Genomic DNA, 25,006 nt, shown 5'->3' with positions numbered 1-25,006 from the left:
CGGACACGGTCGAGGGCCCCCGCTTCGGCGGGGGCCCTCTTCTCATGCGTCCGCCGCGTCCCCTTCGGCCGCGGCGAGCCGCGCCTTCAGTTCGGCGTTCTCCGCCTCCGGCAGCGCGATGCGCTTGCGGGCGAAGTACAGCTCCATGACGGCGTCGTGGAACTCTGGGATGAGTTGGTCGGGGGTCAGTTGCACGTTCGTCCTCGCTACGCCAGCAGGGTGGGCTTGCCACCCACGGGCTTCCAGTACAGCTTGCCTTCCTGGGCGTAGAGGGAGCCGCCGCCCACTGCGGCGGGTGCCCCGCTCGGCTCCGCGGCGACGTTCGCGAGCCGTACCGCGCCCTCGGCGAGGACGGCCGAGGCCGAGCCGGTCCGCTGGATCACATGGAGCTGCGACTGCGGGTTGTTCCCTCGGCCCATGCCCACGCCGGCCGTACCGTTGCCCTTGACGACGAAGTCGTCCGGGCCGGGGTTGCTCCGCAGGACCAGCAGGGCCCCCTTGGTCGGGGCGTCGGTCGCGGTGACGAAGATGCCCTGCGCGGCCGTTCCCGCCGTCATGAGGTCGATCGACAGGGCCGACGAACCGGGGTCCGAGCCGTCGGCGTACCCCACGTGGGCGATCTTCGGCGTGCCGTGCTCGGTCTCCACGCCGGTCAGGTACATGGCCGAGGTCTCCGTGTTGTCCGACGTGACGTTCAGCGCCACGGTCTTCTTCCCGGACGTGGCCTTGTGGTTGATCGTGTGATCACGCTTCAGGGGATCCACACAGCGGAGTTCGGGCGCTCAACCTCCTTCGGCACTGCGGGACTTGAGCGTGAGGCTCCCCGTCAGCAGGGCACGGTCGGACTCGGCGTACATCCCCGCGTCACCGTCCACGACCGTGAAACGGCTTCGGCCGGCGGCGGGTTCGGACGAGGGAGCCGCGCGAGCGGCCACGTGCGACCCGCACGCGCCATCCCGCCGGACGCGACGGACTCCTGGGCGTCGTCAGACACCAACCGACGGCGCCAACGCCAACCCGTCCTCGTCGTTCTGCCGAGCGATCCGCAGCGCACCGTCCCCACCGATCGCCCCGAGCACCACCCGCCCGTACGCGTCCCGCGCCAACGCGGGCGCGCCGACGCAACGTTCACCGGTGCCCGACCACCACACCCCGGCCTGCTCGTTCTCCGTACCGCACGCGGCCAGCACGACCTGCCCCTCGGTGTCGCGATGGGCCAGCACCGTGCAGTCGTATCCGTCGAGCGGCACCCGCAGCACGGCCACCGGGTCCTCGGCCGGTGCCCCGCCCAGCGGGATCACCCCGCCGCCCGGGCGGTGGGCGACGACGCCGCCGGTCGCCGGGTCGGTCCAGTAGTACGTGGCCCGGTCGGGCCCGGTCTCCAGTCCCACCACGCTGCCGCGGACCACCGCGAGCGGGATCGTGGGCGTCCGGCTGAAGTTCCCGTCGGGCTTCTCCTGCGTCCAGCGCATGACGAGGTCCTGGCCGCCGACCACCGCCTCGACCCGCCCGGAGGCGTACGCGACCACGGTCACCGGGTCCTGCACCAGGCTGCCCTTGAGGTCGGTCCACGGGCTCCACTTGCCGCCCGCCAGCTCACGGCGCAGCATGACGCCGCCGCCCGCGTTGCGCGCGAAGACATGGACGTTGCCGTTGGCGCTCACGCCCCCGGTCGGTATCCCGAAGCGCGCCGCCTTCGCCGCGTCCTTGTGCGGATTGCCCAGCGAACGCCATTCGGTGACCGGTCGGCCGGTCTGGTACTGGATGGCGTGCACGACGTCCACGGCGGACGGACCGTCGGCCTTCGGAATCTCGCGGCGGCCGAGGAAGTGCACGTAGGTGTCCGCGCCCTGTACGACGTGGAGGTCGGTCAGACCGGCCACGGGGAAGAGGTCGGGACCGGTCCACTCGGGGCCGCCCGGCAGGGTCTGCGTCCAGCGCAGCAGCCCCGTCCGCGCGCGGGCGTACGCGGTGAGCCTGCCGTCCTTGCCGAGGACGAGCCAGGAACCGGCCAGGGTGGCCTCGGCCTTGTGCCGTCCGCCCCCGCCGTTCGCCGAGGTGTCGGCCGCCGCCTGGGCAGCGGCGCGCCCGGATCTGGACCGCATGACGTGACCTGCCCTTTCGAAGACGCTCGGCTCGAAGACGCTCGGCGCGGCTCCCCGGCCGCCCTCTCGCACGGGAACGCGGAAGGCCGGGCGGCCCCCATCATAGAATCAACGTTCCACCTGAAGGGCGTGGCCATCTGGCGTGCGACCCTGTCCCCATGGACGACCCCCTGCTCGTGATCGTCGACGCGGCCAACGTCATCGGTTCCGTCCCCGACGGCTGGTGGCGCGACCGGCGGGGCGCGGCGGAGCGCCTGCGCGACCGGCTCGCCCGGGACGGGGTCCCCGGCCGGGACGAGCCCGTGGAACTCGTGATGGTCGTCGAGGGCGCCGCCCGGGGCGTGGAGCCGGTGCCCGGTGTACGGGTCGAAGCGGCTCCCCGCAGTGGCGACGACCGCATCGTGGAACTGGTCGCCGAGGAGGCCCGCGACCGCCCCTGCCTCGTCGTCACCGCCGACCGCGAACTACGGCGCAGGGTGGGCGAGTTGGGTGCCGAGGTGACCGGTCCGCGGGCTGTGCGCGGGGAGTCCTGAACGGTTCGTCCGCCGGGCCGTCGGGGGCGTCGGGGGCGTCGGGCCGTCGGGGGCGTGCCACTCCCGTGCGGCACGCGGTCCGGCCCCGCGGTCCCACCGGAGGCGGGCGTACGGGGCCGGAGAGTCCAGCCGCTTGCCGGAGGCGGGCTACGGGGCGTCGTGGCCCGGCGGCTTGGTGGCGTCACCCACGGCGGCCTGCTCCTGGCGTCCGAGTCGGCTGTGCGAGCGGCCGTAGACGAAGTAGACGACGAAGCCGAGGAGCATCCAGCCGGCGAAGCGGAGCCAGGTCTCGGTGGGCAGGTTGAGCATCAGCCACAGCGAGGCGCACACCGAGAGAATCGGGATGAACGGCACCCAGGGGGTGCGGAACGCCCGGTGCAGGTCGGGGCGGGACCTGCGGAGGATGATGACGCCGATCGCGACGACCACGAAGGCGAACAGCGTGCCGATGTTCACCAGCTCGGCCAGCTCGCTCAGCGGGGTGAAGCCCGCGAGGATCGCGATGACCACACCGAGCAGGATGGTCGGCCGGTGCGGGGTCTTGAACCGGGGGTGGACGCGGGAGAAGAACCGCGGCATCAGCCCGTCGCGGCTCATCGCGAAGAACACCCGGGTCTGACCGAGCAGCAGGATCATGCACACGGTGGTCAGGCCGACGGCGGCGCCGAAGCTGATGAAGCCCGCGAACCACGGATGCCCGGTGGCCTTGAAGGCGTCGGCGAGCGGGGCGGTCACCGACAGATCGGTGTAGTGCTGCATGCCGGTGACGACGATCGACACCGCCACATACAGCGTGGTGCAGATGACGAGGGAGCCGATGATGCCCCGGGGCATGTCCCGCTGCGGATGCCTCGTCTCCTCGGCGGCCGTCGCAACGACGTCGAAGCCGATGAACGCGAAGAAGACGACGGAGGCGGCCGTGAAGATGCCCATCACGCCGAAGTTGGACGGCGCCCAGCCGAACATCAGCTGGATCAGCGGCGACTGGAGGCTTTCACCCGCCTCCACCGCCTGTGCCTTGGGGACGAACGGATCGTAGTTGTCGCCCTTGACGAAGAAGGCACCCGCGATGATCACGGTGAGGACGACCGTCACCTTGATGGCGACGACGAGGGAGGTGACCCGCGCGGAGAGCTTCGTGCCGACCACGAGGATGGCGGTGAGCACCAGGACGAGCGCGGCGGCGAGGATGTCGAACCCGAAGCTGTCGGCCCCGTCTCTCGTGCCGAGCGCCGCCGGCAGCTCCCAGCCCGCGTTGGCCAGCAGCGAATGGATATAGCCGGACCAGCCGACGGCGACCACCGCCGTCCCCAGCGCGAACTCCAGGACCAGGTCCCAGCCGATGATCCAGGCGGGCAGTTCTCCCAGGGAGGCGTACGAGAAGGTGTACGCGGATCCGGCGACCGGGACCGTGGACGCGAACTCCGCGTAGCAGAGGGCGGCGAGCGCGCAGACGACGCCGGCCACGACGAAGGCGAGGGCCACGGCGGGACCGGCGTTGTTCTTGGCCACCGTGCCGGTGAGGACGAAGATGCCGGTGCCGATGATGACACCGACGCCGAAGACCGTCAGATCGAGCGCGGACAAGGATTTCTTGAGCGCGTGCTCTGGTTCCTCGGTATCGAGGATGGACTGCTCGACCTTCTTCGTTCGGAAGAGTGTGCTGCTCACGGGCGTACCTCCCACGCTGGTCGTCCTCGACATGATCGAGAGGGGGCGATGGGGGTCCCCCGGTCGAGCGAAGCCGAGACTGGGGAGCGTTTGCCCCGGCGCGGGCGGTTTCACGCGAATGGGCCGGTCTCACCACCGTAAAGGATGGTGAAACCGGCCCGAACAGCCCGGCCGGACAGGTCAGTCGCGCGCGGGTTCCACCTCTGCGGCGGCATCGCCGTACCGGCCGTCGAGCTTGGAGACCAGCCCGGTGACCTGGCGGGCGATGTCGGGCGCGGTGAGCCCGATCTCCGCCATGACCTCGGCACGGGAGGCGTGGTCGAGGAAGCGCGGCGGGATGCCGAAGTCGCGCAGCGGGATGTCCACTCCGGCGTCGCGCAGCGCCTGGGCGACGGCCGAGCCGACGCCGCCGACGCGGGAGTTGTCCTCGACGGTGACCACCACGCGGTGCTTGTCGGCGAGCGGCGCCATGTGCTCGTCGACCGGCTTGACCCAGCGAGGGTCGACGACGGTCGTGGTGATGCCCTGCTGGTCGAGCAGTCCGGCGATCTCCAGGCACATCGGCGCGAGGGCGCCGACCGAGACGAGGAGCACGTCCGGGGTGTCGGTGCCCGGCTCGCGCAGCACGTCCATGCCGCCGACGCGGCGCAGGGCCGGTACGGCGGGGCCGACGGCGCCCTTGGAGAAGCGCACCACGGTCGGCGCGTCCGTCACCTCGACGGCCTCGCGCAGCTGGGCGCGGACCTGGTCGGCGTCACGCGGCGCGGCGAGCCGCAGCCCCGGCACGACCTGGAGGATCGACATGTCCCACATGCCGTTGTGCGAGGCGCCGTCGGTGCCGGTGACGCCGGCCCGGTCCAGTACGAACGTCACACCGCACTTGTGGAGGGCGACATCCATCAGGACCTGGTCGAAGGCACGGTTGAGGAACGTGGCGTAGACCGCGAAGACCGGGTGCACACCGCCCGTGGCGAGGCCCGCCGCCGACACGGCGGCGTGCTGCTCGGCGATGCCGACGTCGTACACGCGGTCGGGGAAGGCCTTGGCGAACCTGTCGAGCCCGACCGGCTGGAGCATGGCCGCCGTGATGGCGACGATGTCCTCGCGCTCCTTGCCGAGCTTCACCATCTCCTCGCCGAAGACCGAGGTCCAGTCGGCGCCGGACGAGGCGATCGGCAGACCCGTGTCCGGGTGGATCTTGCCGACGGCGTGGAACCGGTCCGCCTCGTCCTGGAGGGCGGGCTGGTAGCCGCGGCCCTTCTCGGTGAGGCAGTGCACGATGACCGGCCCGCCGAAGCGCTTGGCGCGGGACAGCGCGGACTCCAGGGCCTCGATGTCGTGCCCGTCGATCGGACCGACGTACTTCAGGCCCAGGTCCTCGAACATGCCCTGCGGGGCGATGAAGTCCTTCAGCCCCTTCTTCGCGCCGTGCAGCGTCTCGTAGAGCGGCCTGCCGACGACCGGGGTGCGCTCCAGCAGGTCCTTGCCGCGGGCCAGGAACCGCTCGTAGCCGTCGGTGGTGCGCAGGGTGGCCAGGTGGTTGGCGAGCCCGCCGATGGTCGGCGCGTACGAGCGCTCGTTGTCGTTGACGACGATGACCAGCGGCCGGTCCTTGGCGTCGGCGATGTTGTTGAGCGCCTCCCAGGCCATGCCGCCGGTGAGCGCGCCGTCGCCGATGACCGCGACCACGTGGTCGTCGCGTTTCAGCACCTGGTTGGCCTTCGCCAGCCCGTCGGCCCAGCCCAGCACCGTGGAGGCGTGGCTGTTCTCGATGACGTCGTGCTCGGACTCGGCCTGCGAGGGGTAGCCGGAGAGGCCGCCCTTCATCTTCAGTCGGGAGAAGTCCTGACGGCCGGTGAGCAGCTTGTGGACGTAGGACTGGTGGCCCGTGTCCCACAGCACCTTGTCCTTGGGCGAGTCGAAGACACGATGCAGGGCGAGGGTGAGCTCGACCACGCCGAGGTTCGGGCCGAGGTGACCGCCGGTCTTCGACACCGCCTCGACGAGGAAGGTCCGGATCTCCTCCGCCAGCTGGTCCAACTCCTCCAGGCTGAGCCGGTCCAGATCGCGCGGTCCCCTGATGCGGGTCAGCAGCGGCACCCGTGCCTCCTTGCGATAGTGCTGTTCGAGCGTTACCGGGCTCGTCGAAGTCTAATCTTCCGCGCACCCGGCCAACCGCCGGGCGGTCGACTCCTACGTCACGCAAACGGCCGTAAACCATCCTGCGCAGACGTACCCGTACGAAACGTCCGACAACAACGAGAAGTGCCCGGCACCAGGAATGGTGCCGGGCACGTGTTCCACGAGGGGCGCCTGGCGCCCCGTCAGGGGCGCGGGGACCCGCGCGACCAGCCACGGACAACCCGTGGCCGGCGGCGGACGGCCCCCCAACGGCCCCCTCCGCGAGTCCGCTACGCGCGACCCGCCGCCTTCTGGCTCCTGCGGCTGACGGAGTCGATGACGACCGCGCCCAGCAGCACCGCACCCGTGATCATGTACTGGATCGACGTGTTCATGTTCAGCAGGTCGAGACCGGTCTGGATCGACTGGATCACGAGCATGCCCAGCAGCGCCGACCACACCGACCCCCGCCCACCGAAGAGGCTGGTGCCACCGATGACGGCGGCGGCGATGGCGAGCATCAGGGTGTTGCCGCCACCGGCGGACAGCGTCGCACTCGCGGTCTGGCCGGCGAAGAACATGCCGCCGACCGCCGCGAAGCCACCGGAGATGGCGAACACGGTGATCCGGATCACCGGCACGTTGATACCGGCACGGCGGGCCGCCTCGATGCCGCCGCCGACCGCGAAGACCTTGCGGCCGTAGGTCGTACGACGCAGCACGAAGTCCACGATCACCAGCGCCCCGAGGAAGATCACCAGCGCGTTGGAGACACCGGACGCGTCGTTGAGCACCGCGGCGGCGGCGAAGGACGCGAGGGCGAGCGCGCCGACGCGCAGCAGGATCTCGCTGGTCGGCCGGAACGGCACACCCGCGGACCGACGACGGCGCTGCTCGCTGAAGTTGCCGACGAGCGAGAGCCCCACGGCGAGGCCGGCCAGGATGTACGCGCCGATGATGGCCTGGTCCATGAAGAAGGAGCTCTGGCCGAGCAGGTGGACCGGACCCGTGTCGGACGGGATGTTGATCGTGCCGCTGTCACCCAGCAGCCACAGCATCAGGCCGTTCCAGCCGAGGAAGCCGGCCAGGGTGACGACGAACGCGGGTACGCCGATCTTGGCGAAGAACCAGCCGTGCAGCGCGCCGATGGCGAGGCCGGTGAGCACCGCCAGGACCAGCGACAACCAGGCGTTCATGCCGTGGTTCACCGCGAACACGGCGAACAGGGTGGAGGCCAGACCACTGACCGAGCCCACGGACAGATCGATCTCGCCGAGCAGCAGTACGAACACCAGGCCGATGGCGAGCATGCCGGTGGCCGAGAGGAAGTAGCTGATGTTGGAGAGGTTGTCGGCGCTCAGGAAGCGGTCGTTCTGCAGCTGGAAGATCGTCCAGATGACGATCAGGCCGATGACGACCGGCAGCGAGCCCAGCTCGCCGCCCTTCACCTTGCGCTTGAACTCGGTGAGGTAGCCCTTGAGGCCCTCTTCGCGGACCAGCAGACGCGGGTCGACGACGGTGACCGGCGCGGCCGTGGGGTCGTCGGCGGGAGCGACCGTGGTCTGGCCCTCCGCGACCCCCTTGCCGGTCTTGGCGGAATCGCTCTTCACGGTCTTGGACGTGTCACTCACTTTGCCGCCTCCGTGGTGCGCCGCCCCGCGCGACGGGTCACGGCGTTGTCCGTGGCACCCGTGATCGCGGCGATGATCTCTTCGTGGCTGGTGTCCTTCACGGAGAAGGAACCGTTGTTCTTGCCCAGGCGCAGGACCGCGACGGTGTCCGCGACCGCCTTGACATCGGCCATGTTGTGGCTGATGAGGATGACGGCGAGGTTGCGCTCGCGTAGCCGCTCGACCAGGTCGAGGACCTGCGCGGTCTGTTCGACACCGAGGGCGGCGGTGGGCTCGTCCAGGATGACGAGCTTGGGGTCGCCGATGAGGGCGCGGGCGATGGCGACGACCTGACGCTGACCGCCGGAGAGGCTCGCGATCGGGATGCGGACGCTCGGGATCCGGATCGAGAGCGTGGACAGCAGTTCGCGCGAGTTCTTCTCCATCGACACCTCGTCGATGACGCCCCGGTGCAGCAGCTCGCGCCCGAGGTAGAGGTTGCCCACGACATCGAGGTTGTCGCAGAGCGCGAGGTCCTGGTAGACCGTCGCGACGCCGAGTCCCTGGGCGTCGTGCGGCTTGTTGATCCTGACCGGGTCACCCTGCCACTCGATGACGCCCTCATCGATGGGGTGGACACCCGCGATCGTCTTGACCAGGGTGGACTTACCTGCGCCGTTGTCGCCCACCAGGGCGACCACTTCTCCGGCGTGGACCTCCAGCTCGACGTCGGTGAGTGCCTGCACCGCACCGAATCGCTTGGAGACTCCGCGCAACGCCAGCACGGGCGTAGCGGACACGTGAACCATCTCCTTCGCCGCCTGACCGGCGGGGATGCCGCGCTTTGAATAGGCGCGGAGGATGTGCGGACCCCGTCGATGAGGGGCCGTCACACAAGGCTTACAAGGTGAACATACGAAGATCCGCAGCGCCCGGCAGCGCCCCGAGGGGGCGCGGGGAACTGCGCGACAAGCCACGACGGTGCGGCAGTCGACCGACAACCGACGGCCCCATCGCGGCACTCCCAGCGGAGCGCCCGGGCAGCGGTTCCGTCCGGCGCCCGCCCCGGAAGCGGGGTATGAGGTGGGGCGGGCGCCGGACAGGCTCAGCGGGCCGAAGTGGTTACTTCAGACCGGCGGACTCGCAGGCCTTGGCGTACTCGGGGGTGCAGATGTCGGCGACCGTGTACAGGCCGTCCTTGACCACCGTGTCGTTGATGTTCTCCTTGGTGACGGAGACCGGGGTCAGCAGCTTCGCCGGGACCTTGTCGCCGGATCCGCTGGTCACCTCGGTGTCGGCCAGGGACTTGATGTCCTTGCCCTCCAGCAGGTTGACCGCGAGCTCGGCGGCGGTGTCGGCCTCGGGCTTGTAGGCCTTGTAGACCGTGGAGGACTGCGTGCCGGCGACGAGCCGCTGGATGGCCGCGAGCTCGGCGTCCTGACCCGTCAGGGGGATGCCGCTGATCTTCGCACCCTTGAGGGTGTTGGCGATGCCGCCGGCCATGCCGTCGTTGGCGGCGTAGACGCCCGCGATGTTCTTGGCGCCCAGCTGGGTGATCGCCGCGGACATCTTCTGGGCGGCGACGGTGTCCTTCCACAGGCCGGACTGCTCGTAGGCGATGTCGACCTTGCCGTCGAGGGCCTTGTGCGCGCCCTCCTTGAACTGGCCGGCGTTCGGGTCGGCGTCGTCGCCGTTGATCATGACGACCTTGGACTTGGCGGTCGCCTTGTCGCCGAGCGCGTCGAGGAGGGCCTGGCCCTGGAGCTCACCGACCTTGACGTTGTCGAAGGAGACGTAGGCCGAGACCGGGCCCTGGGCGAGACGGTCGTAGGCGACGACCTTGACGCCCTTGTCCACCGCGGACTGGATGGAGGACTTGATGGCGGCGGAGTCCTGGGCGGAGACCACGATGACCTTCACGCCCTTGGTCACCATGGTGCTCATCTGCTGGGCCTGCTTGGTCGGGTCGGCGGCGGCGTTCGCGTAGTCGACCGTGCAGTCGGAGCACAGCTCCTTGACCTTGTCCTCGAAGTACGGCCGGTCGAACTTCTCGTAGCGCGCGGTGACGTTGTCGGGCAGGAGCAGACCGATCGACTTGTTGCCCGAACCGCTGTCGCTTCCGCTGTCCGAGTCGTCGTCGCCGGCCTTCCCACAGGCGGCCACGGAGAGCGCCAGCGAAACCGCGGTGGCGCCGATCACGACTCTACGCATCGTTGCGTTCATTTGGGTTGTGCCTCCCTGACACGGGCCGCAGCACTGCGGCCGAGGTGGCTGGAAGTCAACTCGGCCACACGTGCGACGTCAAGAAGTAAATCCTTAACGGGTTGGCAACGGCGTGTTTCGTTCTCTAAGTGAAGACAGGAGTTGCCGCGGTCAGGGTCCCGTCCAAAAGGGTCGAATCACCCATCTCGCTGAGGGCCAGGGCCAGGGCCCCGAGGACCTCGGCACGGCCGCCAAGTGCCCCTGGCAACACTGAGAGTTGACGTGCGGCACTCGGGATCGCGTACCGGCCGACCGACTCCCTTATGGGCCCGAGAACCAGCTCTCCGGCCTCGGCGAGATCGCCACCGAGAACCACGCGGCTCGGGTTCAACAAGTTGCAGAGATTGGCCACTCCACTTCCGATGTGTCGGCCGACATCGGCGATCACCCGACGACAGCCCGGATCCCCGTCCCTCGCCAACCGTACGACCCCTTCCATGGTCAGGTCGGTGCCGTGGCTGGACTGGAGGAGCGGCAGCACATAGCGCGCGGCGGCGAAGGTCTCCAGGCAGCCGCGGTTGCCGCAACGGCAGACCGGGCCGGATTCATCAAGAGTAATATGCCCGATTTCTCCCGCTGTGCCACCCGGGCCTCTGTAGATCTTGCCATCGATCACCAGTCCGGCACCGACACCACTGGACACCTTGATGTAGGCCAGGTCCCGCACCCCGCGGCCGCTGCCCCAGACCAGTTCGCCGAGGGCTCCGAGGTTGGCGTCGTTGTCCACGTGCACGGCGACGCCGAGGCGGTCACGCATCTCGGCGGCGGGCTTGGTGCCGGTCCAGCCGGGCAGGATGGCCGTGGAGCCGAGCGTCCCGGACTCCACGTCGATCGGGCCGGGCACACCGAGACCCACGCCCGCGATCTTCGTACGATCCACACCGGTGGCCTCGATCAAACGGGTGACCAGCTGCTCCGCCCGGTCGAAGCCCTGGGTCGAGGAGGCGTCCACATCCAGCGGCTCGGCCTCCTCGGCGAGCACCTGATGGGCGAGGTTCCCTATCGCGACGCGCAAATGGGTGTGCCCGAAGTCCACGCCGATCACGATCCCGGCGTCCCCGCTGAGCGAGACCGCGCGCGCCCGCCGACCACCCGCCGACGTGGGCGTGACCTCGACGGTTCCCCCGTCCTTCAGCTCACGCACGATGTTGGAAACCGTGGCCGCGGACAGGCCGGTCGTCCTGGCGATCTCCGCCTGCGTGAGCGACCCGGCGAGACGCACCGCCCGCACGACGCGCTCGAGATTTGCTCGGTGCAGCGACGACTGCGATCCCGGAGTCTCCATCGACTCATCCACTCCCGTCCCAGGACGGGCGGCCCGCACGCCGCCCGTGACCCAGGTCACAGCCGCGAAACCCGGGTCACTTACAAGTTGTGAACTCCAAGCTCCGCTGAACGGGTTACCGCAGTCAAGTCCTTGAGGGAAACTGGGACCGCCGAATGACCACTAAATGTCACTCTGCGGCTACTTGAGGTCCCGGAACGGGCTACTTGAGGGTCGCCGAGGTGAGGCCCGCCTGGACCTGGCGCTGGAAGGAGAGATAGACCACGAGCATGGGGATCATGGCGATGGTGACACCGGCGAAGAGGACGGGCAGGTCGGAGGCGTAGCCCTGCTGCTGCTGGAGCTGGATGAGGCCCTGGGTGAGGACGTACCGCTCGGGATCGTCGCCGCTCTGCGGCTGCATGAGGACCGTGGGCAGGATGAACTGGTTCCACTGACCCAGAGTGTTGAAGATCCCCACGCTGATCAGCCCGGGCTTGGCCATCGGCAGCATGACCTGGAAGAAGGTCCGGGTGTGCGAGGCCCCGTCGAGGATGGCCGCCTCGAAGACCGCGGTGGGCAGCGTCCGGAAGAACGCGTGCATGAAGAACACGGTGAACGGCAGCGAGTAGGCGACGTACACCAGGATCAGGCCCTGGTAGGTGTTCAGCATGTCCAGCCGTTTGACCATGAAGAACAGCGGCACCAGGGCCAGGAACACGGGGAACATCGCGCCGGCGACGAAGAAGTAGTACAGCAGCCGGTTGCCCCGGAACGGGTAGCGGGCCAGGACGTACGCGGCCATCGAGCCGAACAGCATGGTCAGCGGCACGGAGAAGATCAACACGATGACCGTGTTGACGAAGTAGTCGCCGATGCCCTTGTCCCATGCACGGGAGAAGACGTCGAAGGACCAGTTCTCGGGCCAGCCGAAGGCCGAGCCGCCGATCTGGGCGTCGGTCTTGAAGGAGCTGAGCACCAGCCACAGCAGCGGCAGCACGATCAGCAGCGCCCACAGGGCGAGGAAGCCGTGCGAGAAGACGTTCAGGACGACGCCTTCGCCGCGCTCGTCGCCGGGGTCGGTCCCCCGCCTGCCCACGGTCGGGCCGGTGGGGACCGAGTCGCCGCGCGAGGCGGTCTTGAGGGGTGCACTCATCTTCTGTCGTCTCTCCCGCTCAGAACTCGACGCGCTCGCGACGGGTGGCGCGCAGCATGACCACCGACACGATCAGGGTGAGGAGCAGCATCACGACGCCCATCGCACAGGCGTAGCCACTCCTGCCGTACAGCAGGAAGTTCCGCATCATCACGGTCGCCATGACCTCGCTGTGGTGGTCGGGGCCGCCCCCGTACTCGCCCGCGGTCATGGTCGAGACCAGGATGAACATGTCCATCGCCGCGATGCCGAGATAGACCCAGGCGGTCTGCACGGAGTCCCACAGCAGCGGCAGGGTGATGCGGAAGAAGGTGTGGGCGCGGCCGGCGCCGTCGATCAGCGCGGCCTCGTAGATGTCCCTCGGGATGGCCTGCATGGCGGCGGAGAACAGCACCAGGTAGAAGCCGACGCCGTGCCAGACGACGACCAGGATGAGACCCCAGAGCACGAAGTTCGGCTCGTTCAGCCACTCGACGGGGCTGCTCTCGTCGACCAGTCCCAGTTTCAGCAGCAGGCCGTTGAGCATGCCTCCGCTGTCACTGCGGTACACGGCCCCGAACAGCACCGCGAGGATCGCCAGCGACAGCACCTGCGGGAAGAAGTACACGATCTTGTAGAAGCCCGACCCGGCGACCCCCGAGACCCCGCCGGCCCGGCCGCGCCCGCCCGCGTTCAGCATGAACGCGAAGAACAGGGCGAGCAGGATGGTGATCACCGGGATGAACACCAGGAACAGGATGTTGTGCCAGATCGCCTGGAGGAAGATGTCGTCCTGGAACAACGCCGTGTAGTTGTCCAGGCCGATGAAGGAGAACGTCTGCGACTGCCCCTTCCAGTCCGTCAGCGAATAGCCGAACGTCTGGATGTACGGCCAGATCACGAAGATCAGATAAAGCGCCACGGGGACGAGGAGAAACCCCGCGACGAACCGGTTCTGCCCTTTACGCATTGGCGTTTCCCTGCCTCGGATTCCATGAGACGAAAGGCGCACCCCTGTCTTTCAGGGGCGCGGGGAACTGCGCGACAAACCACGACGAACCCGCAGCTCACCACAGTGCGCAGCTCCCACGGCGCTCCAACGCCCCGCTAATCCCGACGGTTCTTCTTGGAATCCGGGTCCTTCGCCTGCTTGTCCACCGCGGCCTGCGCCCGCTTCAACCACTCGGCCGGCTGAATCCGCTTCGCCATCAGTTCGTTCGAGGCGTTCTGGATGGCCGTGTCCATCTCGCTGTACCACTCGGTGTACAGGTAGCGGAACGTGTCGCCACCGGCGGCCTTGGAGACTTCCACCGTCGACTGCGTACCCGGCCGCAGCGAGACCCCGGTGTCGACGCCGTCCTTCACGATCGTCAGGGAGTTCGCCTCCTTGGCGAACAGCGTCGACCACTCCTTGGAGAGCATCATCCGCATGAACTCCTTGGCGGCCGGCAGGTTCTTCGCCTTGGCCGGGATGATGAACGGCTCCCCGGAGCCGGCCCGGATCGCCTCGAAGGGCATCACGCTGTCCGGCAGCACGGGCATCGGCATGAACGTCATGTCGAAGTCGTCCGGCGTCTGCTTCAGCTGCTCGTTCTCCAGCCAGGATCCCGAGGTGATGAACACGGCCTTGTACTGGTTCCAGCGGGCCTGGGACTCGGTGTGGGTCAGGCCGTTCGTCCCGGGCATCAGATAGCCCTTCTCGACGACCTCGTAGATCGCCTCGACCCCGGCCTTCGCGGCGTCGGAGCCGACGAACGCCTTCGGGTCGAGGTTGTCGATCGCCTTCATGGCCTCCAGCCCGCCCGTCTTGGCGATCAGGTCCATGATGGCGACGTTGATGTAGTACGGGTACTTGCCCTGGTGGGCGAGGCCGCCGATGCCCTTGGCCTTGGCCTCCTTGCAGATGGTGAGGAAGTCGGCCCAGGTCTTGGGCTCCTCCCAGCCGTTCTCCTTGAAGAGCTTGCCGGAGTACCACAGGCCCCACACCGTGTAGATGTAGTTCAGGGCGACGACCTTGTTCTCCTGCATGCCCGCGTCGAGCGTGCCGGCGATCAGCGTGTCCCGGACCTTCTTGCTCGGGTCGTCGATCGAGGGGGCGTCCAGGACCTCGGCGAGGTCGAGGAGCTGGTCGTTCTTGTACAGGACGTCGATCGGGATCTGCTGGGCGCCGGAGTCGTCGACGATGTCCGGCGGGTTGCCCGCGTTGAAGCGCGGCTGCAGCTTGCCGGTGATCTCCTGGGTGCCGGTGTGGGTGGAGGTGACCCCCCACTTCTTCTGGAAGGCGGCCTCCCAGGCCTTGGCGTAGGCGTCGCCGTAGCCGCCCTTGAAGATGACGACGTCGAGCTTGCTGCCCTTCTTGACGCCGAAGGGGTTCGACTCGGAGGTCTCGCCCTGGCTTTCCTTGGAGGTGTCGTCGCCTCCGCCCCCGCTGGCACACGCGGACAGGAAGCTCATCGTCGGGACGGTGATCAGGCCGAGCGCGGCGGAACGCTTGATCAGGTCGCGGCGGCCGACGCCTTCGGGGTCGGTGGTGCCGACCCCCTCGGGGCCGTTGTCGTTCTCAGCGGTAGTGGATCCCATGCTCAAGTCCTCGCCTTCTCCAGGACTCAGGCGGTGAACCGGATCCTCCCGGCACCGCGGTCGGTTCAAGCTGGGGTCGTGCGTGAGGATTCAACAGGGGCAACACGGCGGTCGGCGCGCGGACACGTCCGCGACCACCGGTAATTCCCCCCAGGTAGTGCCTGCCCGCAGCTGTGCGACCACTATGCGGACGCCGACAGGTATAGTCCACTTCCCGCCAGGGGGGCAAGATCGAATGCAAGGTTCGCCATCGGTCTTTTCCGAGTTGAGACCTCTCGGAAATATGAGCGCCCTTGCGCCACCTGACCGGAAAATCCCCGCCATTCGATCCGGATGGCGCACTCAACACCCTTGACATCACCCGTCACTTGAACCACTACTGGTCCCTGCGTCACCCGGTCGACAACGTTGTCCTTTTCTGATCATTCCTTGATCGAGAACAGTCTGCTGGACGTAGGGAGGGTGCTCACCGATGCGGCACAGACGGGGTTCCACGGCGGCGCTCGGCGCCGCCGCGTTCGCTCTGGTGGTGGCCTCGCAGGGCGCGGCCGTCGCGTTACCCGACCGACCGGCGGCCGGTCAGCGGCAGTTCAGCTCCTCGTTCGAACCGGACGATCCGGCCCCGGACTGGCTCAGCACGGTCGACACGGCAGCGGACGGGTCCCCCCGGACCTCCGGGGTCGACGGCGGCTACACCACCGGTATCCCGGGCGGCATCACCGACCACGTCACCGACGTCCGGGCCAGCGGCGAGAACACCGGCGGCGGGGAGGTGAAGGAGAACCTCGTCGACGGCGAGTCCGGGACCAAGTGGCTCACCTTCCAGCCCACCGGATGGGCGGAGTTCGACCTCGACCGGCCGGCCAAGGTGGTGACCTACGCGCTGACCTCGGCGAACGACTTCGAGACCCGCGACCCGAGGGACTGGACCCTCCAGGGCTCCACCGACGGCAAGGAGTGGAGGACCCTCGACAGCCGTACCGGCGAAAGTTTCGGGGAGCGGTTCCAGACGAAGTCGTACGACCTTCCCGGCGACGCGGTGGCCGAGTACCGGCACTTCCGGCTCGACATCACCAGGAACAACGGCGCCTCCATGATCACCCAGCTCGCCGACGTGCAGTTCTCGACGGGCGGCGGACAGGCGCCCGCGCCGAAGGAGATGCTGTCGCTGGTCGACCGGGGCCCGAGCGGCTCCGCGACCGCGAAGGCCGGCGCGGGCTTCACCGGCAAGCGGGCCCTGCGGTACGCGGGCAGACACACGGCGGACGGCCGGGCGTACTCGTACAACAAGATCTTCGACGTGAACGTGGCCGTCGAGCGGGACACCGAGCTGACCTACCGGATCTTCCCGTCGATGGCGGACGGCGATCTCGACTACGACGCGACGAACGTCGCGGTCGACCTGGTCTTCACCGACGGCACCTCGCTCAGCGACCTGCGGGCGGTGGACAGCCACGGATTCCCGCTGTCGCCGCGCGGACAGGGCGCGGCGAAGGTGCTGTACGTCAACCAGTGGAACGACGTGGTCTCGCGGATCGGCTCGGTCGCGGCCGGGCGGACCGTGGACCGGATCGTGGTGGCATACGACTCCCCGAAGGGCCCGGCGAGGTTCCGCGGCTGGCTCGACGACGTGACGCTGCGCGTACGCGCGCCCGAGCGGCCGAAAGCCCATCTCTCCGACTACGCGGTGACCACCAGGGGAACCCATTCCAGCGGCGGTTTCTCCCGCGGCAACAATTTCCCGGCGACGGCGGTGCCCCATGGCTTCAACTTCTGGACGCCGGTGACCAACGCGGGCTCGCTGAGTTGGCTGTACGACTACGCGCGGGCCAACAACGCCGACAACCTGCCGACCATCCAGGCGTTCAGCGCGAGCCATGAGCCGAGCCCGTGGATGGGCGACCGGCAGACCTTCCAGGTGATGCCGTCGGCCGCCGCCGGTACGCCCGAACTGAGCCGTACTGCACGGGCGTTGGCCTTCCGGCACGAGAACGAGACGGCACGGCCGTACTACTACGGGGTGCGCTTCGAGAACGGCGTCAGGGCCGAGATGGCGCCCACGGACCACGCGGCGGTGCTGCGCTTCACCTACCCCGGCGACGACACGAGCGTCCTCTTCGACAATGTGACGGACCAGGCCGGGCTGACCCTGGACAAGGACGCCGGGGTGGTGACGGGCTTCTCCGATGTGAAGTCCGGCCTGTCGACGGGCGCGACCCGCCTCTTCGTGTACGGGGTCTTCGACGCTCCGGTCACGGACGGCGGCTCGACGGGTGTGAAGGGCCACCTCCGCTTCGACGCGGGCACGGACCGCGCGGTGACGCTCCGGCTGGCCACCTCCCTCATCAGCCTCGACCAGGCGAAGGACAACCTGCGCCAGGAGATCCCGGAGGGCACGGACTTCGAGACGGTGAAGGACCGGGCGCGGGCCCAGTGGGACCGCGTCCTGGGGAAGGTGGAGGTCGAAGGGGCCTCCCCCGACCAGCTCACGACGCTGTACTCCAACCTCTACCGGCTGTACCTGTACCCCAACTCCGGCTTCGAGAAGGTCGGATCGACCTACCGGTACGCCTCGCCCTTCTCCCCCATGACCGGCCCGGACACCCCGACGCACACGGGCGCGAAGATCGTCGACGGCAAGGTGTACGTCAACAACGGCTTCTGGGACACCTATCGGACCACCTGGCCCGCGTACTCGCTTCTGACGCCTCGTCAGGCAGGGGGGATGGTCGACGGTTTCGTGCAGCAGTACAAGGACGGCGGCTGGACCTCCCGCTGGTCCTCCCCCGGGTACGCGGACCTGATGACCGGAACCTCGTCGGACGTGGCGTTCGCGGACGCGTATGTGAAGGGAGTCGGCTTCGACGCGAAGTCGGCGTACGAGGCGGCCCTGAAGAACGCCACCGTCGTGCCTCCGTCGGCGGGTGTCGGCCGCAAGGGCATGGCCACCTCGCCGTTCCTCGGCTACACCAGCACCGACACCCACGAAGGCCTGTCCTGGGCGCTGGAGGGCTACCTCAACGACTACGGCATCGCCCGAATGGGCCAGGCCCTGTACCGCAGGACGGGCGAGAAGCGCTACGAGGAGGAGGCCGCCTACTTCCTCAACAGGGCCCAGGACTATGTGAAGTTGTTCGACAAGCAGGCCGGGTTCTTCCAGGGCCGCGACGGCAACGGGGCCTGGCGGCTGGACTCCTCGACGTACGACCCGCGCGTCTGGGGCCACGACTACACCGAGACCAACGGCTGGGGCTACGCCTTCACCGCACCGCAGGACAGCAAGGGCCTGGCCAACCTGTACGGCGGCCGCGGCGGACTGGCGCGGAAGCTGGACACCTACTTCTCCACCCCGGAGACGGCCTCCCCCGCCTTCGTCGGCTCCTACGGCGGAGTCATCCACGAGATGACCGAGGCCCGTGACGTACGCATGGGCATGTACGGCCACTCCAACCAGGTCGCCCACCACGCGATCTACCTGTACGACGCCGCCGGACAGCCCTGGAAGGCCCAGGAGAAGGTCCGCGAGGTCCTCGCCCGCCTCTACGTCGGCAGCGGCATCGGGCAGGGCTACCACGGCGACGAGGACAACGGCGAGCAGTCCGCCTGGTACCTCTTCTCCGCGCTCGGCTTCTACCCGCTGGTGATGGGCAGCGGCGAATACGCCGTCGGCTCCCCGCTGTTCACCAGGGCCACCGTCCACCTGGAGAACGGCAGGGATCTGGTCGTCGAGGCCCCCGGGAACAGCGCGCGCAACGTGTACGTGCAGGGCCTGAAGGTCAACGGCAGGACCTGGACGTCGACTTCACTGCCGCACTCCCTCATTGCCAAGGGCGGCGTGCTGACGTTCGCCATGGGCCCGAAGCCGTCCCGCTGGGGCACCGGCGAGAGCGCGGCCCCGGTGTCGATCACGAAGAACGACAAGGTGCCCGCACCTCGCTCGGACGCCATCGAGGGTGACGGCGAACTCTTCGACGACACGTCGTCGACGAAGGCGTCCGTGGAGACGGCTCCGCTGCCGACTCCCGCCCGGACCAAGGCGGTTCAGTACACGCTGACCTCGGCCGACCGCACCGCGGCCCCGACCGCGTGGACCCTCCAGGCCTCCGCCGACGGCACCACCTGGAAGACCCTCGACGAACGCTCCGGCGAGTCCTTCGCCTGGGACCGCCAGACCCGGGCCTTCTCGATCCGCGTCCCGAAGGCGTACGACCACTACCGGCTGGTCCTCGACGGCACGGCGACGCTCGCGGAGGTGGAGCTGCTGTCCTGACGCCAGGACGCGGGCCCGTATCCAGGCCCCGGCGGTCGTGACCGCCGGGGCCCGGATACGAGGCGCGGGGTGCCGCCCGCGTCGACGGGCGCTGTGACCTACCCGACCCCAACCGGCTTGACTTGGTTGCCCGTTGAAACGATAGGGTCTTGTCCAGACCACTCGACAACGTTGTCCCGTCGATGGGTCCCCACAGTCGCACTCCCTCCGCGCCCGGTCTCCCCCGTACCGGGTCGCGGCTCGCGGACCGGGTGGGCACGCACCGCCCGTCCACCCGGTCCGCCCCGAGCGCGCCGCCCGCCCCCGCACAGGGCCGGTTCCGCGGATCGGGTCGACTCAGCCCACCCGACAGGGCAGCGTCGTCGCGGGATCACCTCCCGACCCCTGCACCACATACCCGAACGTGGCGGTTTCGCCGGGATCCAGCGACCCGTTCCAGTTCGCGTTGTGCACCATCACGTCCTGTCCGGTGTAGGTCGCGCTTCCGCTCCAGAGGCTGTCGACCTTCTGACCGGCGGGCAGTGTCCAGTTGACCATCCAGCCCAGCATCGGCACGTCGCCGGTGTTGGTGACGACGACCTCGGACTGGTAGCCGCCGGTCCAGTTGCCCGTCGTACGGCGGGTCGCGGCGCACTCGCCCGGTACCGGGTCGGTGGGGTTGCCGGGCTCCTTGATGCCGGTCACCTCTCCGTTGCCGCCGTCGAAGACGATGTCGGAGCAGGAGTAGAAGGTCTCCTGGCTGTCGGAGCGCTGCCAGACCATGTAGATGAGGTGGCGGCCCGACTTGTTCGCGGGCAGCTGGCCCCGCCAGGAGTAGTTGGCCTCGACCGTGCCGGGGCTGCCGTTCAGCGGCGGGTGGTCGACGCTCAGGAACGGCTGTTCCTCCATGTCGTTCCAGGTGAGCGTCTTCGTCGGGTCGAAGCCGTCCTTGGTGATGTAGACGTAGAACCAACCCGGGTGCGCCGCCCACGCGTTGTACGAGAAGTCGACGGTCGCGCCGGAGGTCAGATGGGTCAACGGCCAGTCGGCGCTGGGGGTGTTGAACCCGGTGAAGTTGGTGTTGCCACCGCTGCACAGTTGGCCGTCCGGGACGAAGCCGCGGGTGCGGCCGGCACCGTCCGAGCGGAGCACCGAGAACCAGTTGTAGAACGGGGTCGTGCCGCTGACCTGCTGTGCGGAACGACAGGCGGGGTTGATCGGTTTGATCTCGCCGGTGTCGGTCAGCCCGTCCTGCCAGCACAGGAAGGTGCGACTGCCGGGCTTCATCGGAGTGCCGTGCGCCTCCGCCTTGCCACTGCCGGCCGTGACGACGAGGCCGAGTGCCGGGATCGTGGTGACGAGGGCGAGCAGGATGAGCAGGAGTGCCCTGTGGCGCCGGGGCAGCCTTAATCGTAGAGTTGTCACGTGCATGACAGACGCTCCTTGCGTGTACGGCTTGGAGGTGGGGGGAACGTGCGCGTGCCTATGCGTCGTGCGTGCGGATGAGTGGTGCGGGGCGGGAACGGGCCCGGGGCAGCGGGTTCCGGTCCGCCGCACCATATGGGAGCGCTCCCACCCCCACCTGCTTCGGAAGCTAGCGCGGAGTGGTTCGCTTGTAAACGGCTGACGCGCACCGACACACGTGAGCCGCGACCCGTGACCGTGGTGGACGGTGCCGGCACGGCCCTACGTCGCCCTCCTCGCGCACGGTCGGTCAGGGCCGCTCGGCGCGACGCCGTACCGACATGAGCAGGCGGCGGGTGAGGACCGCGTGGCTGCCTGTACCGACGACGAGCAGCCGGTACAGGGTGCCGAACGGGCCGGGGAAGGCGGCACGGCTCTCGGCCCGTAGCCGGACGCGGCCGGGGCCCGCGGGTTCGAGGCGGAAGGTGAACGCGTACGTCGAGAAGTGGTGTCGGCCGTGGAGGGTCAGCTCCTCGGCCGCGATCGCGGTCACCGCGCGGAAGCCGGGGAACGTCGAGCCCTCGGCCGGCGGCCGCGGCCCGGACACCGTGCGGTCGGCGCAGCCCACGAGTCCCGCGTAACGGCTCGCCCGGGGGCTCGAGAAGGCCGCGTCCAGGGCTTCACCGAGGGCCTGCCAGACGGCGTCGGGGGCCGCCGCCACGACGGTCGTGTGCTCGTCGACGTACGGCAGTGGGGCACGGCGCATCGGATCCTCCATGAGGGGGTGAGGGCGGCCGTGGGGTGGCCGGCCGTCAGGCGGGGTTCCTGTCGGGCAGTTGCCTCCGCATGGCTTCCGCGGTGTCGCCGACCTGTTGGAGCTGGCTCGCGGTGAGGCGGCGTACGGCCCAGATGAGTTCGGCGACGCCGGTGACGGCCGGGTTCGGGGGCGTGGGGGTGGCGGGCAGGGGGACGCCGGTCAGCGCCGTGAGGTCGGCGGCGGGGACGTCGAGCAGGACGGCGAAGTCGGCCACGAGGTCGGGGGTCAGGGGCGTGCGGCCGCGGCCGACCCCTCCGTAGGTGGCGGCGGACCAGTAGCGGCCTGTGACCACCAGGAAAATGTGGGCGGTGGCTGTCCAGCCGAGGTTTCGGTTCCGGATCATGCGCATGAGGAGGGCGCCGGGGCCCGGAGGGTACTGCTGGTGCGGCCGTGGTTCGGGGACAGGCCGCGTGCGTTCTACCTGCGGCAGGGACGCCGCGAGTCGGCGCAATGCCTCCCTCTGCTCCGGTGGCAGGACGACGGCGTCCCGGGTGAGGTGGGGAACGCGCCGTCCGGCCGTCGCGTCCAGAGGGGCGAGGTCGTCGGGGATGTCGGCGCCCGCGATCGCGAAGACGTCCGCCGAGTGGAGACCGAGCGCGGGCGCGAGCCGACGGAGGAGAGACGGGCTCGGTGTCTCGCCGTGGAAGACGGACAGCAGTTCGGGCTCGGGAACGGAAGCCAGTCGGGACAGGGCCGCCGAATCCAGGCTCCTGCGGTCCAGCAGCCGCTTCAACAGCGGACCGAAATCCTCTTCCCCCATCATCCCGCCAGGCTAGCCCGGTATCCCGCAGCCCTCCCCCGGCGATCACACCGAAATCGAAGGCACCGACGGCACCGAAGGTGCCGAGACCGTGTCGATGGTCGGGAGTTCGGTCGTGCCGGTCGGGGGGAGTTCGATGGTGAACTCGGTGTGGCCCGGCTCGCTGGCGACGTCGAGACGGCCGCCGTGGGCGGAGACGATCGCGGCGGCGATGGCGAGGCCGAGGCCGGAGCCGCCCTCGTGGGGGTTGGCTCGGGCGCGGGAGGCGTCGGCGCGGGTGAAGCGTTCGAAGACGGAGGGGAGAAAGGCCGGCGGAATGCCGGGGCCGTCGTCGCGTACGCGGATCACACATCGGTCGGCGGTGGTCTCGACGGACGCCGTGACCGTCGTGCCGACAGGCGTGTGCACACGGGCGTTGACCAACAAGTTGGCCACCATCTGGTGGAGGCGTGCCTCGTCGCCGGTGACCAGGGCCGGAGCGTCCGGCAACAGCGCCAGTTGCCAGTGGTGGCCCTCGCCCGCCGCCCGCGCGTCCCACACCGCCTCCGCGACCAGGGCCGCGAGGTCCACCTCGGCCGACTCCAAGGGCCGGCCGTCGTCCAGCCGGGCCAGGAGCAGCAGATCCTCGACCAGGCCCGTCATCCGGGCCGACTCGGCCGACACGCGCCGCCACGCCACCGTCGGCTCGATCCGGTCGGGCCCCCGGTTCATCAGCTCCGCGTACCCGGCGATGGAGGCCAGCGGCGTACGGAGTTCATGGCTGGCGTCGGCGAGGAAGCGGCGCATGCGTTCCTCGCTGCGCTGCCGCTGGGCGAGGGAGGCCTCGACGTGGTCGATCATGCGGTTGAGGGCGGCGCCGACCTGGCCGGCCTCACTGTCCGGGTCCGTGTCACGGTCGGGCACCCGGGGCAGGCCGGTGACCTCGCCCCGGTCCAGCGGGGAGCGGGCCACCTCGACGGCGGTCGCGGCGACCCGGCCGAGGGGGCGCAGTTGACGCCGGATGACGACCGCGCAGACGCAGGCCGCCATGGTGAGGCCGGCGCCCGCGACCGCCGCCTCGACCACCACGAGACCGCCGATCATGTCCTGGACGTCGTCCATGGGCAGGCCCGTCAGGACGTGCAGCCCGTCCTCGCTGAGGGCGGTGATCCGGTAGGTGCCGAGGCCGGGCACGGTCCGCGTGTGCGTGGAGCCGTCGGCCGCGATGCCGTCGAGGGCGGCCCGCTGGTCGGCGCTGAGGGCCTCCGGGTCGCCGCTCACGTCGATGACCTCGGCGGAGGTGACGTTCCCGTCGCCGTCCAGCCGCGCGGCGAGGGTGCCGACGGCCTGGCCCTGCTCTCCGAGGAACCCCAGGTCGGTGTGGTTGCGCGGCCCGACGCCCGCCCCGCCCAGGCTGCGCTCGGCGGCGTCGGTGACCCGTTGGTCGAGGGCGCCCAGCAGCGAGGCGCGCTGCGCGAAGACCGTGGCCAGCGTCATCGCGGCGCACACCGCGACCAGCGTGGCGGAGACGAAGAGGAGCAGCCGCGTGCGCAGGGACCCGCTCCTGAGCAGAGCGTTCATCTCGTGTCCTCCCCCGCCCTGATCGCGTATCCGAGTCCGCGCACCGTGTGGATCATCGGCGCCCTGCCCTTGTCGATCTTGCGGCGGAGGCCGGAGGTGTAGACCTCCACCAGGTTGCCGCCGCCGTCGAAGGAGCTGCTCCACAGGTGGTCCGGGATCTGGGCCCTGCTCAGCACCTGGCGCGGGTGGCCGAGCAGCAGGCCGAGCAGTTCGAACTCCTTGGCGGTCGGCTGGATCGGCGTACCGTCGCGGTGCACCTCTCGCGTCTCCTCGCTGAGGGCGAGCTCGCCCAGCACGAGAGCGCCGTCGTCCGACGACCTGCTCTCCTCGACGCCGGAGCGGCACAGCGGTCCGCGCAGCCGCAGGACGACCTCCGCCAGGGAGAACGGCTTGGTCACGTAGTCGTCCGCGCCCGCCGAGAGTCCGTCGATACGGTGCTCGAGCCCGTCCCGGGCCGTGAGCATGAGGACGGACAGCCTCGGGTTCTCGTAGCGCAGCCGCCGGAGCACCCGGAGGCCGTCGAGGTCGGGCAGCATCCCGTCGAGCACGACGGCGTGCGGGGCGCAGCCGCGCGCGACCCGTAACGCGCTGTACCCGTCGGCCGCGGGGTAGGCGCGCCGGCCCGCCTCCGTGACGGCCACGGACAGCAGTTCGGTGAGCCCGGGTTCGTCGTCGACGATGAGGACACGGACTCGGCCGTTTCGGGTCGCGGGGGTGCCAGCCATGTCCTGATCCTGTCGCGGTTGTCTGGGGGAACCCTGTGTTCCGGCTGAGCCGGAGCCGTGTGACCTGGTCGGCGGGCATGGACGGCGCTCCGCACGGGGACGTACGGATGCCGCCAACTGCCTTGTCCGAAGAGGGCGTTGGCACGGACCGGCCACAGGAACCCCTTGAGCCTCTCTCGGCGCGCAGCCCACTCTGATCACTGGCTTCCG

The 25,006-nt window shown here is 69.4% G+C and carries 19 protein-coding genes; 2 read left to right on the top strand and 17 right to left on the bottom strand.

Translation table 11 applies throughout. The features are described from left to right. Positions 1 to 42 precede the first annotated feature (42 nt). The 3 genes from OG202_RS37075 to OG202_RS37065 all read right to left on the bottom strand — a co-directional run bounded on the left by OG202_RS37075 (position 43) and on the right by OG202_RS37065 (position 2,105). Positions 43 to 195 (bottom strand): hypothetical protein, encoded by a 153-nt coding sequence (locus OG202_RS37075; protein ID WP_327727397.1) that lies wholly within the window; start codon positions 193 to 195, stop codon positions 43 to 45. Between the two features lie 11 nt (positions 196 to 206). Further along, positions 207 to 764 (bottom strand): hyaluronoglucosaminidase, encoded by a 558-nt coding sequence (locus tag OG202_RS37070; protein WP_327727398.1) that lies wholly within the window; start codon positions 762 to 764, stop codon positions 207 to 209. A gap of 222 nt (positions 765 to 986) precedes the next feature. Next, positions 987 to 2,105 carry a hypothetical protein gene (locus OG202_RS37065; protein ID WP_328224208.1) on the bottom strand — a complete coding sequence of 373 codons (1,119 nt, stop codon included), beginning with the start codon at positions 2,103 to 2,105 and terminating at the stop codon, positions 987 to 989. A gap of 158 nt (positions 2,106 to 2,263) precedes the next feature. Between OG202_RS37065 and OG202_RS37060 the strand changes: the two genes are divergently transcribed. Next, a complete protein-coding gene (locus OG202_RS37060) occupies positions 2,264 to 2,638 on the top strand; it encodes an NTP pyrophosphohydrolase (protein ID WP_326575840.1) in 375 nt (124 codons plus the stop codon). A 147-nt stretch (positions 2,639 to 2,785) separates the two neighbouring features. Here OG202_RS37060 and OG202_RS37055 read toward each other — a convergent pair whose 3' ends face one another. The 9 genes from OG202_RS37055 to ngcE form a co-directional block, all read right to left on the bottom strand. Continuing rightward, a complete protein-coding gene (locus OG202_RS37055) occupies positions 2,786 to 4,309 on the bottom strand; it encodes an amino acid permease (RefSeq protein ID WP_326575842.1) in 1,524 nt (507 codons plus the stop codon). 180 nt (positions 4,310 to 4,489) lie between these two features. Continuing rightward, complete coding sequence (gene dxs / locus OG202_RS37050) at positions 4,490 to 6,409, bottom strand: 1-deoxy-D-xylulose-5-phosphate synthase (RefSeq protein ID WP_326575844.1); 1,920 nt, start codon at positions 6,407 to 6,409, stop codon at positions 4,490 to 4,492. Between the two features lie 311 nt (positions 6,410 to 6,720). After that, positions 6,721 to 8,061, bottom strand: coding sequence for a sugar ABC transporter permease (locus OG202_RS37045; protein ID WP_326575846.1), 1,341 nt, complete (start codon positions 8,059 to 8,061; stop codon positions 6,721 to 6,723). Continuing rightward, positions 8,058 to 8,849, bottom strand: coding sequence for an ATP-binding cassette domain-containing protein (locus tag OG202_RS37040; RefSeq protein ID WP_326575848.1), 792 nt, complete (start codon positions 8,847 to 8,849; stop codon positions 8,058 to 8,060). The genes OG202_RS37045 and OG202_RS37040 overlap by 4 nt, the downstream gene beginning before the upstream one ends. Positions 8,850 to 9,162: 313 nt before the next feature. Beyond that, positions 9,163 to 10,251, bottom strand: coding sequence for a sugar ABC transporter substrate-binding protein (locus OG202_RS37035; RefSeq protein WP_326575850.1), 1,089 nt, complete (start codon positions 10,249 to 10,251; stop codon positions 9,163 to 9,165). Positions 10,252 to 10,387: 136 nt separating this feature from the next. Continuing rightward, positions 10,388 to 11,587 (bottom strand): ROK family transcriptional regulator, encoded by a 1,200-nt coding sequence (locus OG202_RS37030; RefSeq protein WP_326575852.1) that lies wholly within the window; start codon positions 11,585 to 11,587, stop codon positions 10,388 to 10,390. Positions 11,588 to 11,789: 202 nt separating this feature from the next. Beyond that, on the bottom strand, positions 11,790 to 12,722 hold the full coding sequence (locus OG202_RS37025; RefSeq protein WP_326575854.1) for a carbohydrate ABC transporter permease: 933 nt from the start codon (positions 12,720 to 12,722) through the stop codon (positions 11,790 to 11,792). A gap of 19 nt (positions 12,723 to 12,741) precedes the next feature. Next, positions 12,742 to 13,671, bottom strand: a complete 930-nt coding sequence (locus tag OG202_RS37020) for a carbohydrate ABC transporter permease (protein ID WP_326575856.1) — start codon at positions 13,669 to 13,671, stop codon at positions 12,742 to 12,744. Positions 13,672 to 13,808: 137 nt separating this feature from the next. Continuing rightward, on the bottom strand, positions 13,809 to 15,281 hold the full coding sequence (gene ngcE / locus OG202_RS37015) for an N-acetylglucosamine/diacetylchitobiose ABC transporter substrate-binding protein (RefSeq protein WP_328224207.1): 1,473 nt from the start codon (positions 15,279 to 15,281) through the stop codon (positions 13,809 to 13,811). A gap of 472 nt (positions 15,282 to 15,753) precedes the next feature. Between ngcE and OG202_RS37010 the strand changes: the two genes are divergently transcribed. After that, positions 15,754 to 19,551 carry a GH92 family glycosyl hydrolase gene (locus OG202_RS37010; protein WP_328224206.1) on the top strand — a complete coding sequence of 1,266 codons (3,798 nt, stop codon included), beginning with the start codon at positions 15,754 to 15,756 and terminating at the stop codon, positions 19,549 to 19,551. A 336-nt stretch (positions 19,552 to 19,887) separates the two neighbouring features. Here OG202_RS37010 and OG202_RS37005 read toward each other — a convergent pair whose 3' ends face one another. The 5 genes from OG202_RS37005 to OG202_RS36985 form a co-directional block, all read right to left on the bottom strand. Next, complete coding sequence (locus OG202_RS37005; protein ID WP_327727401.1) at positions 19,888 to 20,961, bottom strand: lytic polysaccharide monooxygenase auxiliary activity family 9 protein; 1,074 nt, start codon at positions 20,959 to 20,961, stop codon at positions 19,888 to 19,890. Between the two features lie 283 nt (positions 20,962 to 21,244). Beyond that, entirely contained in the window at positions 21,245 to 21,700 is a 456-nt protein-coding gene (locus OG202_RS37000) for a hypothetical protein (protein ID WP_327727402.1), read from the bottom strand. A 46-nt stretch (positions 21,701 to 21,746) separates the two neighbouring features. Beyond that, positions 21,747 to 22,514 (bottom strand): hypothetical protein, encoded by a 768-nt coding sequence (locus tag OG202_RS36995; RefSeq protein ID WP_328224205.1) that lies wholly within the window; start codon positions 22,512 to 22,514, stop codon positions 21,747 to 21,749. 42 nt (positions 22,515 to 22,556) lie between these two features. Further along, on the bottom strand, positions 22,557 to 24,071 hold the full coding sequence (locus OG202_RS36990) for a sensor histidine kinase (protein ID WP_327727404.1): 1,515 nt from the start codon (positions 24,069 to 24,071) through the stop codon (positions 22,557 to 22,559). Further along, on the bottom strand, positions 24,068 to 24,796 hold the full coding sequence (locus OG202_RS36985; protein ID WP_328224204.1) for a response regulator transcription factor: 729 nt from the start codon (positions 24,794 to 24,796) through the stop codon (positions 24,068 to 24,070). Before OG202_RS36985 ends, OG202_RS36990 begins: the two co-directional genes overlap by 4 nt. Positions 24,797 to 25,006 lie beyond the last annotated feature (210 nt).

It is taken from the genome of Streptomyces sp. NBC_00310 (assembly GCF_036208085.1).
Taxonomy (GTDB): Bacteria; Actinomycetota; Actinomycetes; order Streptomycetales; family Streptomycetaceae; genus Streptomyces.
This window is presented reverse-complemented; position numbering and strand designations above follow the sequence as displayed.